General features: G+C 67.9%; 12 protein-coding genes. 1 reads left to right on the top strand and 11 read right to left on the bottom strand.

What is annotated here, in order from left to right; translation table 11 throughout:
- Positions 1-109: 109 nt before the first annotated feature.
- The 9 genes from RCF13_RS14105 to RCF13_RS14065 all read right to left on the bottom strand — a co-directional run bounded on the left by RCF13_RS14105 (position 110) and on the right by RCF13_RS14065 (position 8283).
- Positions 110-1885 carry a DUF885 family protein gene (locus RCF13_RS14105; RefSeq protein ID WP_181357908.1) on the bottom strand — a complete coding sequence of 592 codons (1776 nt, stop codon included), beginning with the start codon at positions 1883-1885 and terminating at the stop codon, positions 110-112.
- A 260-nt stretch (positions 1886-2145) separates the two neighbouring features.
- Entirely contained in the window at positions 2146-2493 is a 348-nt protein-coding gene (locus RCF13_RS14100) for a lipid-A-disaccharide synthase N-terminal domain-containing protein (RefSeq protein ID WP_049415940.1), read from the bottom strand.
- Positions 2493-3215, bottom strand: a complete 723-nt coding sequence (locus RCF13_RS14095; protein WP_049415938.1) for a glycosyltransferase family 2 protein — start codon at positions 3213-3215, stop codon at positions 2493-2495. The genes RCF13_RS14100 and RCF13_RS14095 overlap by 1 nt, the downstream gene beginning before the upstream one ends.
- A gap of 90 nt (positions 3216-3305) precedes the next feature.
- The gene (locus RCF13_RS14090) at positions 3306-4271 is read right to left on the bottom strand and encodes an NAD-dependent epimerase/dehydratase family protein (RefSeq protein ID WP_061480450.1); all 966 of its coding nucleotides are present in this window, start codon (positions 4269-4271) and stop codon (positions 3306-3308) included.
- A 45-nt stretch (positions 4272-4316) separates the two neighbouring features.
- A complete protein-coding gene (locus RCF13_RS14085) occupies positions 4317-5051 on the bottom strand; it encodes a suppressor of fused domain protein (RefSeq protein WP_134969022.1) in 735 nt (244 codons plus the stop codon).
- A gap of 121 nt (positions 5052-5172) precedes the next feature.
- Positions 5173-6096: a ParB/RepB/Spo0J family partition protein gene (locus tag RCF13_RS14080; RefSeq protein WP_049415931.1), complete on the bottom strand. Its 924-nt coding sequence runs from the start codon at positions 6094-6096 to the stop codon at positions 5173-5175.
- Complete coding sequence (locus RCF13_RS14075; protein ID WP_005420387.1) at positions 6096-6893, bottom strand: ParA family protein; 798 nt, start codon at positions 6891-6893, stop codon at positions 6096-6098. The genes RCF13_RS14080 and RCF13_RS14075 overlap by 1 nt, the downstream gene beginning before the upstream one ends.
- A gap of 112 nt (positions 6894-7005) precedes the next feature.
- The gene (rsmG, locus tag RCF13_RS14070) at positions 7006-7644 is read right to left on the bottom strand and encodes a 16S rRNA (guanine(527)-N(7))-methyltransferase RsmG (protein WP_049436024.1); all 639 of its coding nucleotides are present in this window, start codon (positions 7642-7644) and stop codon (positions 7006-7008) included.
- Positions 7645-7683: 39 nt separating this feature from the next.
- Positions 7684-8283 (bottom strand): 4'-phosphopantetheinyl transferase superfamily protein, encoded by a 600-nt coding sequence (locus RCF13_RS14065; protein ID WP_061480448.1) that lies wholly within the window; start codon positions 8281-8283, stop codon positions 7684-7686.
- Between the two features lie 84 nt (positions 8284-8367).
- Here RCF13_RS14065 and RCF13_RS14060 point away from each other — a divergent pair, with 84 nt between their 5' ends.
- A complete protein-coding gene (locus RCF13_RS14060; RefSeq protein ID WP_005411656.1) occupies positions 8368-8619 on the top strand; it encodes a GlsB/YeaQ/YmgE family stress response membrane protein in 252 nt (83 codons plus the stop codon).
- Between the two features lie 81 nt (positions 8620-8700).
- Here RCF13_RS14060 and xth read toward each other — a convergent pair whose 3' ends face one another.
- Both xth and RCF13_RS14050 read right to left on the bottom strand, forming a co-directional pair.
- Positions 8701-9468 carry an exodeoxyribonuclease III gene (gene xth / locus RCF13_RS14055; RefSeq protein WP_134968357.1) on the bottom strand — a complete coding sequence of 256 codons (768 nt, stop codon included), beginning with the start codon at positions 9466-9468 and terminating at the stop codon, positions 8701-8703.
- A 169-nt stretch (positions 9469-9637) separates the two neighbouring features.
- The gene (locus RCF13_RS14050; protein WP_134968356.1) at positions 9638-11047 is read right to left on the bottom strand and encodes a coniferyl aldehyde dehydrogenase; all 1410 of its coding nucleotides are present in this window, start codon (positions 11045-11047) and stop codon (positions 9638-9640) included.
- Between the last annotated feature and the right edge of the window lie 39 nt (positions 11048-11086).

The raw sequence follows: 11086 nt of genomic DNA, 5'->3' as shown, positions 1-11086 counted from the left end.
CGCCCTTCGGGCGGGGCTCCGACCCGATCGCATCACGCTCGCCGGGCATGGCCCGGCGCTACCACCGCGCATTCTGGTAGCGCCGGGCCATGCCCGGCGACGCGTCGGGTCAGGCCTTCTTGCGCTCGGCGATGTAGGCCTGGATCTGCTGTTCCAGCACCGGCAGCGGCACCGAGCCCTGCTTCAGCAGGGTGTCGTGGAAGCCCTTGATGTCGAACTTGTCGCCCAGTTCCTTCTCGGCCTGCGCACGCAGGCGCACGATGGCGATCTCGCCCAGCTTGTAGCTCAGCGCCTGGCCCGGCCAGGAAATGTAGCGGTCCACTTCGGTGGTCACTTCATGCTCGCTCAGCGCGGTGTGGTCACGCAGGTAGGCCAGCGCCTGCTCGCGGGTCCAGCCCTTGCTGTGCACGCCGGTGTCGATCACCAGGCGCGCGGCGCGCCACATCTCGTAGGTCAGGCGGCCGAAGTCCTCATACGGGGTTTCGTAGATGCCCATCTCCACGCCCAGCTTCTCGCAGTACAGCGCCCAGCCTTCGCCATAGGCGGAGATGTAGGCGTTGCGGCGGAACTCAGGCAGGTTCTTCTGCTCGGCGGCAATGGCACCCTGCAACGCATGGCCCGGATCGGATTCATGCAGGGTCAGCGCCGGCAGGTTGTACAGCGGGCGCGACGGCAGGTTGTAGGTGTTGAGCCAGTAGGTGCCCATGCCACCGCGACCGGCGGTCCAGAACGGTGCGATGTCCGGCGGCACCGGCACGATGGTGAAGCGCGCGCGCGGCAACGTCATGTACTTGCCCAGCTGGCCATCGGCGCGCTTGGAGATCCACGCGGCGCGCGACAGCAGCTCTTCCGGCGTCTTCGCATAGAACTGCGGATCGGTACGCAGGAAGGTCAGGAACTCGGCGAAGCTGCCCTTGAACTTCACCTGCTTGATGATGGCGTTCATCTCGCCCTGGATGCGTGCGACTTCCTCCAGGCCGATGCGATGGATCTCGTCTGGCGACAGGTCCAGCGTGGTGTACTCGTGGATCTGCTGCCTGTAGTACGCCTTGCCATCGGGCATCGCTTCGGCGGCCAGGGTGGTGCGTGCCTGCGGCACGTACTCGTTGACGAAGAAGGTGCGCAGCTGCTGGAACGCCGGCACCACCTTGCCGCTGATCGCTTCACGCGCCTGCGCCTGCAGCCTGGCCTGTTCGGCGGCCGGGATGCTGTTGGGCAGCTTCTTGAACGGCGCGTACAGCGGCGATTCGGTCGGGTCCTTCAGTTCGGCGACGGTGGCGATGGACACTTCGCGGCCATCCAGCACCGCACGCGGCACGCTGAAGCCGCGCTTCAGGCCGGCTCGCATGTTCTCGGTCTGCTGGCCGAAATAACGCGGCACGTCGTTCAGCCGTGCGATGTAGTTCTGGTAATCCTGCACGGTCTTCATCTCGCGCCGGGCCATGAAGGACAGGTTGGACCAGAACGAGGAATCGGCGTTGAACGGCATTTCGTAGCCGCGCAGGCGCGTCTCTTCGGCCAGGTTGAACACCTGGTCGCGATAGATCGCGTAGTTGACCTGGTTGTCCGGCGACAGGGTCTTCGGGTCGATCTTCTTCAGCGCGGCCAGGGTCTCGTCCCACACCTTCAGGCGTGCCTGCTGCGCGGCCGGGCCGACGTCGGGCATGCGGGTGGCGTTGGCGGGCGCGTCTTCGTCCTCGCTGGCTTCACCACCGCCCTGCTGGCGCCACTTCCATTCCTTCTCGTACAGCGCGCGGAAGGCGGCATCTGCGGGCGATTCGGTGGCCACGCTGGCGGGCGCGGCGGCGGCGGTGGGCGCAGCGGCCAAGGCCACGGTGGGGGCGGACATGGCGAGCAGCAGGGCAACGGCAAGACGGGTTTTCACGAGCACAGGTTCCCGGGAAGGCAGGCTCCGATGATGGCACCGCCCACGGCCCATGGCATGGGACGAAGGTCCTGCTTGCAGCGCAGGCAGGACCGGGAACCGGCCGCAAGTTGGGCCCCCAGCGCCGGAGGCGCGTGGTAGAGCCGACTGGGTAGAGCCGACTGTTAGTCGGCTGCTCTTCCGCCAGACGTAGCAAAGCCCGCGCTCCGCGCGAAAGTCGACTGACAGTCGACTCTACCCATGGCAGGCACCCCGCGCCCTCAGTGGCTGGCCCTGTCGCGCTTCCAGCCGCGGTGCTTGATATCCAGGTGCAGGCTGTACAGGGCGGTGAACGCCGGGAACAGGTTCTGCAGCACGCCCACCGAGTCCTGCTTGGCCGAGAACAGGAAGTAGCTCAGGGTCATCAGGCTGCCGATCACGCTCATGTACCAGAACAGGCGCGGGATGACCGGCTTGCCGGCGCGCTTGGAGGCGATGAACTGGACCAGCCAGCGGCCGCCGAACATCAGTGCGCCGGTGTAGCCGATCAGCTTCCAGCCGGTCACATGCAGGCCGGTCCAGTACAGCCAGGTCAGGGGCTGATCCAGCCAGTGCAGCTCCAGATCCATCAGCGCTCCTCCACCGCGGTGCGCTTGCTTCGGGTGATCAGCCAGGCCACGCCACGCAGGTCGCGGATGCCGACCAGCGCGCGGCCGAGGTTGTTGTACTTGGACACGCCGGCGGTACGGTGGCGGTGGTTGACCGGCACGCTGGTGGTCTTCCAGCCGGCACGCTGCATCAGCGCCGGCAGGTAACGGTGCATGTGGTCGAAGTACGGCAGGTCGAGGAACGCGCTGCGTTCGAACAGCTTGATGCCGCAACCGGTGTCGGGCGTGTCGTCGCGCAGCATGCGCGCACGGATGGCGTTGGCCCACTTGCTGGCCCAGCGCTTGCTGCCGCTGTCCTGGCGGTTGACGCGCCAGCCGGCGAACAGCTTCACCTGCGCGTCGGCGGCGTCGCGTGCGGCGAGCAGCTTGGGAATATCGGCCGGATCGTTCTGGCCATCGCCATCCAGGGTGGCGATCCACGGCGCGCGCGCGTGCTTGACGCCGGTGCGCACCGCCGTGCTCTGCCCGCTCTGGTTCACATGGTGCAGCACGCGCAGTTCCGGGGTGGTTGCCTTCAATCCCTGCAGCACCGCCAGGGTGTCATCGCGCGAGTGATCGTCGATGTAGACGATCTCGAACGGCAGCCGGCCACGCAGCGCAGCGGTGATTTCGGCGACCAGCGGGGCAACATTGTCGCGCTCGTTGAACACCGGGACGACAACGGAAAGCTCGGGTTGGCTCATAAGGCACTCGGCCAAAGGGGGGACAAAGACCGCGCATTCTCCGAAACCGAGGTTATCCGAAGATGAACCCGGCGGCGTGAGGATCCGTCCTCAGGCGCGATCGCCAAAATACTCGCGGCACCACTGCACCACAGGCGGCAGGCCTTGTTCGATCGGGGTCACCGCATCGAAGCCGAAAGCGTCATGTGCGCGCCGGGTATCGGCCATCGTGCGCACCATGTCGCCGGGCTGCATGGGCTTGTAGACCTTCTGCGCGGGGCGGCCGGCGGCCTGCTCGATCACGCTGATGAAGCGCTCCAGCTCGACCGGCGTATGGTTGCCGAGGTTGAACACCCGGTGCGGCACCGGACCGTCGGCCGGATGCGCGAGGGCGCCGAGGATACCGGAGACGATGTCGGAGACATGTGTGAAATCGCGCTGCATGCGGCCTTCGTTGAACACGTCGATCGGCCGCCCGGCCAGCACCGCGCGCGAGAACAGCAGCGGTGCCATGTCCGGCCGGCCCCACGGGCCGTACACGGTGAAGAAGCGCAGGCCGGTGGCATGCAGGCCGTACAGCTGCGCGTAGGTGTAGGCCATCAGCTCGTTGGCCGCCTTGGTCGCCGCATACAGCGAGCGCGGCTGGTCCACGCGCTGGTCTTCGGAGAACGGCGGCGTGGCCGAATCGCCGTAGACCGAACTGCTGGAGGCGTACACCAGGTGCTGCACGCCACGGTGGCGGCACAGCTCGAGCATGTTGACGAAGCCGACCAGGTTGCTGTCGACGTAGGCATGGGGGTTTTCCAGCGAATAGCGCACGCCGGCCTGCGCGGCCAGGTGGATCACCGCGGTCGGCTGCACCTCGTCGAACAGCGCGGCCAAGCCCTGCTGGTCGGTCAGGTCCAGCGTGCGCAGGTCCAGCGCCGGACACAGCGCGGCCACGCGGTCACGCTTGATCTGCGGGTCGTAGTAATCGTTGAAGTTGTCCAGGCCGACCACGGCCTGGCCGGCCTCCAGCAGCGCGCGGGCGGTGTAGGCACCGATGAAGCCGGCAGCGCCGGTGAGCAGGATGGTCATGGCAGGGGCCTGGAAACGAAGTTCAGGCCCCTGATGTTACCGATCTCAGAACAAACCGAAACGCTTCTTCGCCACGTTGGTGCGGCCGGGTTCGATTACATCCTGGATCTTCTTCGCGTCGAAGCGGTCGAGCAGGGCGTCGGCGCCCTTCTTCAGCTTCAGGTCCATCTCTTCGGGGTACAGCGGAACCAGGCTCATGAAGCTGATGGTATTGCCATCCTCCAGCTCCAGCGTGGCGAAGTCCTCCGGGGCGGTCACCGGCGGCAGCACGATGGCACCGTCGAAACCCACGCCCGGCGCATAGGGCTCGCTGGGATGGCCGTTGGGAATGGTGTGGCCGAAGCCCAGCCAGGTGTCGTACTCGTGCGGCAGCCGCGCCATGCCCTTCAGCAGGCGCACCGGCCAGTAATTGCGCTCGTCCTCGAAGGCGTCCTGGGAGATGGGCCAGTCGGCCGGCAGGGTCACCATCAGTTCCATGTGGCGCGGCACGTCCGCGTCCACCTCGGCGGGCACGGTCATCGGCAGGTCGCTCATGCCGGAGGTGACCAGGCGCAGGTACGGGCAGTGGTCATTGGCCGGCACCACGTGCACGTCGATGTGCACCAGGTCGGAGATGATTTCATGGAAGACACCGGACACCGGGCCCAGGTGGCGTTCGATGTGGGCGCTGATCGCCTCGATGTGCCGTTCTTCGCCGATGGCGAGCACAAAGTCCTTCTCACGGCGATGTACCAGTATCTGGGTGCCGTCCGGGCTGACGTCCTCGTAGTCGTTGCTCATGTCCTGCTCCCTGGATGAGGCCACGGCGGGGAGGTCAGTGCATTCCCGGTGCGCGTGGCGGTGCGTTCCCTGTCATTCGCGGGGCGGCAGGAACAGGCCGCCCCCCGACGCGGCGCCGGGCTCAGCCCTGGCGCGTGCGCAGTTTTTCCAGCACGCCGTCCAGGGTGTCCAGGTCGGTGTAGTGGATGATCAGCTTGCCCTTGCCGCCACGGCCGTGGCTGATCGCCACCTTGGCGCCGAGCGCTTCGGACAGCTCGGTTTCCAGCGAGGCGATGTCGGCCTGCTGCACCTTCGGCGTGGCCACCGGACGGCTGCTCGGCACCTTGCCGGCGGCGAAGGCCTGCGCGCGCCGCTCGACCTCGCGCACCGACCAGCCTTCGTCGGCCGCTTCCTGGGCCAGCTTGCCGGCCAGTTCGGGGGCCAGGGTCAGCAGCGCACGGGCATGCCCCATTTCCAGGCGGCGGGTTTCCAGCAGCAGGCGGATCGCCACCGGCAGTTCCAGCAGGCGCAGCAGGTTGGACACCGCCGCGCGCGAGCGGCCGACGGCCTCGGCGGCCTCGGCATGGGTGAGGGTGAACTCGCTGATCAGGCGCTGCAGCGCTTCGGCTTCCTCCAGCGGGTTGAGGTCTTCGCGCTGGATGTTCTCGATCAGCGCCATCGCGATGACGGTGCGGTCTTCCAGCTCGCGCACCACCACCGGCACTTCGTCCAGCCCGGCCAGCTGCGATGCGCGCCAGCGGCGTTCACCGGCGACGATTTCGTAGTTGCCCGCCGGCAGCTGGCGCACCAGGATCGGCTGGATCACGCCCTGCGACTTGATCGAGTCGGCCAGCTCGGACAGCTTGCCCTCGTCCATCTCGCGGCGCGGCTGGTACTTGCCCGGCTGCAGCTGGCCGACCGGCAACTTGCGCAGCACTTCCCCCGGCAGCGGCTCGATCACCGCCGTGGTGGCCTGCACCTGGCTGACCGCCCCCTTCGGGCCCAGCAGCGCGTCCAGGCCACGGCCGAGGCCTCGCTTCTTGGCTGCCGGCTTGCTGCTGGTCATCAGACGGTCTCCACGGCCTTGGTGGCCTTGTTGCGTTCGTTGTTGCGGCGGATGATCTCGCCGGCCAGGCCCAGGTAGGCCACGCCACCGCGCGAGGCGCGGTCGTAGCCGACGATGCTCTGGCCATGGCTGGGTGCCTCGGCCAGGCGCACGTTGCGCGGCACGATGGTGCGGAACACGCGATCGCCGAAGTGCTCGGTGAGCTCGGCCGACACCGCGTTGGCCAGGTTGTTGCGCACGTCGAACATGGTGCGCAGCACGCCTTCGATCTCCAGCGCCGGATTGAGGTTGGCACGCAGCGCTTCGATGGTTTCCACCAGCGCGCTCAGGCCTTCCAGGGCGTAGTACTCGCACTGCATCGGCACGATCACCGAATCGGCGGCGGCCAGCGCGTTGAGCGTCAGCAGCGACAGCGCCGGCGGGCAGTCGATCAGGATGTAGTCGTACTCGTCGCGGATCGGTGCCAGCGCGCGCTTCAGCCGCTGCTCGCGCTCGCTCTGCGCCATCAGCTGGATCTCGGCGGCGGTCAGGTCGATGTTGCCGGGCAGCAGGTCGTAGCCTTCGGCGGTCTGCACGCGTACATCGGCGGCGCTGGACTCGCCCAGCAGCAGATCGTAGGTGGAAGCGGCCAGCTCACGCTTGTCCACGCCACTGCCCATGGTCGCGTTGCCCTGCGAATCCAGGTCGACCAGCAGCACGCGCTTGGGTGCGTTGGCCAGGGAAGCGGCCAGGTTGACGGCGGTCGTGGTCTTGCCGACGCCACCCTTCTGGTTGGCGATGGCGATGATGCGGGCCATGCGGGTGTGCCTCGTCGACGTGTGCTGGGACCGGTCATTATGCGTACAACCGGCCCCTTGCGGAAATCGTGGATCGCCAACCCGTTGTTGCACAAGGGGCTGGCGGCGGGAATCAAGGGCCTGTAACAGTGACCAGGTGGCGTTCGCCGGCCAGGCCGGGCACGCTCAGCGGGGTCACCTCGCGCACCTGCCAGCCCGCCGGCAGGTCCGCGATCTCCTCATGCGGGTAGACGCCCTTCATGGCCAGCAGCACGCCCCCCGGCCGCAGCAGGTGGCCACCGACGCGGACGATGCCGGCGAGGGTATCCATGGCACGGGCGGTCAGCTGGTCGTAGCGGCCGGCCTCGTCCAGCGCCTCGGCGCGCGATTCGGCCACGCGGGCATTGTCCAGGCCGAGCTGGCGCACGGCCTCGCGCATGAAGCGCGCCTTCTTGCCGTTGCTCTCGACCAGGGTCACCTGCAGGCCCGGGCAGGCGATCGCCAGCGGGATGCCGGGCAGCCCGGGCCCGGTGCCGAGGTCGGCCAGGCTGCCATCGGCCACGAACGGCTGCATCGCCAGCGAGTCGAGCAGGTGGCGGGTGACCATCTCCTGCGGGTCGCGGATGGCGGTGAGGTTGTAGGTGCCGTTCCAGCGGTGCAGCAGGGCCAGGTAGCGCAGCAGCGGCGGCGCCAGCGCGGCATCCAGGCCCATGCTGGCCAGGCCCTGTTCCAGCGTGGCAGCCACGCTGGCGGGAAGTGGGTGTTCGCTCATGCCGGCATTATCGCCGGTTTTGCGCGCTGATTCCCCGCCTCAGTGCGGATACCAGGCCAACGCCGCCCGGAACTGACCGGTGGCCTGCCATTCGTGCAGGTGCCAGCGCGCGGCCTCGCCCAGTTCCGGGTCGCACCAGCGCAGGTGCAGGGCGCCATCGGCCCCCGGCGCCAGCTGCAGACGGTGCAGGCCGAACGAGATACCCTGGCCGTGCGCCTTCAGCATCGCTTCCTTGGCGCACCACACGCGGAAGAACCAGTGTTCGCGGTCGGCCTGGTCCAGGCTTTCCAGCCACGCCACCTCCTCCGGGTGGAAGAAGCGCTGCACGATCTCCAGCAGGCGGGCGCGCGGCCGCAGCAGTTCCAGGTCCACGCCCAGCCGCACGCCTTCGCCCAGCGCCACCAGCAGCACCTCACCGCTGTGGCTCCAGCCGGTGCCGTAGTGGGCCAATGCGCCGCTCAGCTCCGGCCGGCCCTTGTCATCGCGGACCAGCGGCAGCGTCTCCGGATCGGCCCCGAGGGCCTGCGCCAGCACCTGGCGTGCCTGCGGTTCGCCGCGATGGCCGGGCACGTGCGGGCGCCGCCAGACCGTCACCGGACCGAAGCGCCACGGGCCATCTAGGGTGGCTGGTAGGCTCATCCGCACGCGCCCATCACGCAATTCCACGACGGGTTCACGGCCGTGCGCGTCAACTGGTCACAGTTCCCCACCGGAGGTTCGATCATGGGCATCATCATCTGGCTGATCGTCGGCGGCATCGTAGGCTGGCTGGCCAGCATCATCATGAAGCGCGATGCCCAGCAGGGCATCATCCTCAACATCGTGGTCGGCATCGTCGGCGCGCTGATTTCCGGCTGGCTGTTCGGCGGTGGCATCAACGAAGCGATCACCATCCGCACCTTCCTGTTCTCGCTGATCGGTGCGGTGATCCTGCTGGCGATCGTCAACCTGTTCACCCGCAAGAGCATACGGTGATCTGGGGGGTAGCGCCGGGCCATGCCCGGCGTCACCCTGCCGCCGCTGCGCTCGCCGGGCATGGCCCGGCGCTACCTCAACTCAACCCAACTGTACCCACGCCGGCGCATGGTCGCTCGGGCGTTCCCAGGTGCGCGGCTCGCGGTCGATGCCCGAAGCCACCGCACCGCTCTTCAACGCATCGGAGACCAGGGTCAGGTCGATGCGCAGGCCCAGGTTGCGACGGAAGCCGGCGGCGCGGTAATCCCACCAGCTGAAGGTGCCCGCCTCGTCGTTGTGCAGGCGGAAGCCATCGTGCAGCCCCAGCTGCAGCAGCTTGTTGAGCGCGCCGCGCTCGGCGGTGGAAGTGAGGATGTGGTTGTCGTTCCACACCTCCGGGTCGTGCACGTCGCGTGCGTCCGGGGCGATGTTGAAATCGCCCATCACGATCAGCTTCGGGTGCCGCTGCAGTTCTCCGGCGATCCAGGCATGCACCGCCTCAAGCCAGCGCAACTTGTACTCGTACTTGTCGGTGCCGATGTCCTGGCCGTTGACCACATACAGGTTGATCACCCGCAGGTCGCCGAAGGTACCGGCGATGACACGCTTCTGCTCGTCCTCGAAGCCGGGAATGCCGATCTGCACGTCCTGCGCCGGTTCACGCGACAGCAGCGCCACGCCGTTGTAGGTCTTCTGGCCGGCGAACACGCTGCGGTAGCCCGCCGCGATCAGCGCAGAGTCGGGGAACTTGTGGTCCTCCAGCTTGGTTTCCTGGATACCGACGATGTCCGGGCCGAACGCCTTGAGCCACTGCTCCAGGTGCGGCAGGCGGACATTGAGCGAATTGACGTTCCACGAGGCGATTTTCATGCGGGCATTCTACCCGGGTGGCCGGGATGGGGGCGGCCCGGATTCCCGTGTAGAGCCGAGCCCACGCTCGGCTGCATTGATCGGGCACCCAGCCAGGAGCAGCCGAGCGTGGGCTCGGCTCTACAGAAGAATCGGGCCCTGATTCAGTAGTGCCACGCCCTGCCTGGGTTCACCGCAGCAGCAGCTTCAACAACCCCGCAATCTTCGAATACGGCGGCCGCAGCCGGTCGCTGGCCGCCCAGCGCGACTGCCACAGCACCGGCAGGCGCTTGCTCATCGCATCGAAACCCGCCCGCCCGTGGTAGGCACCCATGCCGCTTGCCCCAACCCCGCCAAACGGCAGCCCATCAGCGGCGAAGTGCAGCAGTGTGTCATTCACCGTCACCCCACCGGCCACCACCTGGCCGAGGATGCGCTCCACCGTCGCCGTGTCGTGGCTGAAGGGATACAGCGCCAGCGGCCGGTCACGGGACAGCACGTCGGCCAGCGCCGCCTCCAGATCCGGGTAGGCCCGCACCGGCAGGATCGGGCCGAAGATCTCCTCGCGCATCAGGTCCAGGTCGTCCGGCGGGTCCAGCACCACGGTCGGCACCAGCAGGCGCTCGCGGTCGGCGCGCGCAGGATCCACCTGCGCCAGCGGAATCACCGGCACGCCGCGTTCGCGCGCTTGCACCAGGTAGCGCTGCAGGCGCTGGTACTGCCCCTCGTTGATGATGCGCGTGTAGTCGTCGGCATTGCTGAAGTCGCCATAGCGTTCGCGCACCTGCTGCTGCAGCGCCTGTACGAACTCGCGCTGGCGCACGGTATCGATCAGCACGTAATCCGGCGCGATGCAGGTCTGGCCCGCGTTGAACCACTTGCCGGTGGCCAGCCGCGCGGCGGCTTTGTCCAGCGGGAAATCGCGGCAGACGATCGCCGGCGACTTGCCGCCCAGTTCCAGCGTGACCGGCACCAGATGCTCGGCGGCGGCGGCCATCACCTTACGGCCAACGGCCGTCGAGCCGGTGAACAGCAGATGGTCCAGCGGCAGCGAGGACACCGCCGCAGCCACGTCCGCCCCACCCTGCACCACCGCCACGCGCTCGGGCGGGAACACGCTGGCCAGCAGATCGGCCAGGAACGCGCTGGTGCGCGGCGTGTGTTCCGAAGGCTTCAGCAGTACATGGTTGCCAGCGGCAATCGCGGTAGCCAGCGGCACCAGCGCCAACGTAACCGGGTAGTTCCAGGGCGAGATCACCCCGACCACGCCCAGCGGCGTCGGCCGCAGCTGCGCACGCGCCGGCCACAGCTTCCATCCCGCCGATGCCCGCTGCGGCTTCGACCATCGCCGCAGGTGGCGGCGCAGGTGGTCGATGGCCGACAGCACGCTCATGCCGTCGGCCAGCTTCGATTCGGTGTGGGCGCGGTGGCCGAAGTCCTCGGCGATGGCCTGGGCCATTTCGTCCAGGCGTGGCTTCAACGCCTCGCGCAGGCGACGCAGGTCGGCTTCGCGCTGGTCCAGCGAAGGGCGCTGGGCCTGCCAGGTACTGCGCAGGGTGTGCAGGAGAGCGGGAAGGTCGGCTGGGGCGGCGGTCGTCATGGGCCGACTATACGGGGTGCTGCACGTTTGGATGGGGTC

Origin of the sequence: Stenotrophomonas maltophilia group sp. RNC7, assembly GCF_030910085.1 — a bacterium.
GTDB classification, from domain to species: Bacteria; Pseudomonadota; Gammaproteobacteria; order Xanthomonadales; family Xanthomonadaceae; genus Stenotrophomonas; species Stenotrophomonas sepilia.
The sequence above is the reverse complement of the archived record's forward strand: the minus strand, read 5'-3'. Positions and strand labels throughout refer to the sequence as shown.

Excerpts from the sequence above, each read along its gene's own strand:
- rsmG (WP_049436024.1), bottom strand. The coding sequence starts at position 7,644 with ATGAGCGAACACCCACTTCCCGCCAGCGTGGCTGCCACGCTGGAACAG.
- RCF13_RS14050 (WP_134968356.1), bottom strand. The coding sequence starts at position 11,047 with ATGACGACCGCCGCCCCAGCCGACCTTCCCGCTCTCCTGCACACCCTG.
- RCF13_RS14075 (WP_005420387.1), bottom strand. The coding sequence starts at position 6,893 with ATGGCCCGCATCATCGCCATCGCCAACCAGAAGGGTGGCGTCGGCAAG.
- RCF13_RS14100 (WP_049415940.1), bottom strand. The coding sequence starts at position 2,493 with ATGGATCTGGAGCTGCACTGGCTGGATCAGCCCCTGACCTGGCTGTAC.
- RCF13_RS14085 (WP_134969022.1), bottom strand. The coding sequence starts at position 5,051 with ATGAGCAACGACTACGAGGACGTCAGCCCGGACGGCACCCAGATACTG.
- xth (WP_134968357.1), bottom strand. The coding sequence starts at position 9,468 with ATGAAAATCGCCTCGTGGAACGTCAATTCGCTCAATGTCCGCCTGCCG.
- RCF13_RS14080 (WP_049415931.1), bottom strand. The coding sequence starts at position 6,096 with ATGACCAGCAGCAAGCCGGCAGCCAAGAAGCGAGGCCTCGGCCGTGGC.
- RCF13_RS14095 (WP_049415938.1), bottom strand. The coding sequence starts at position 3,215 with ATGAGCCAACCCGAGCTTTCCGTTGTCGTCCCGGTGTTCAACGAGCGC.
- RCF13_RS14090 (WP_061480450.1), bottom strand. The coding sequence starts at position 4,271 with ATGACCATCCTGCTCACCGGCGCTGCCGGCTTCATCGGTGCCTACACC.
- RCF13_RS14065 (WP_061480448.1), bottom strand. The coding sequence starts at position 8,283 with ATGAGCCTACCAGCCACCCTAGATGGCCCGTGGCGCTTCGGTCCGGTG.
- RCF13_RS14060 (WP_005411656.1), top strand. The coding sequence starts at position 8,368 with ATGGGCATCATCATCTGGCTGATCGTCGGCGGCATCGTAGGCTGGCTG.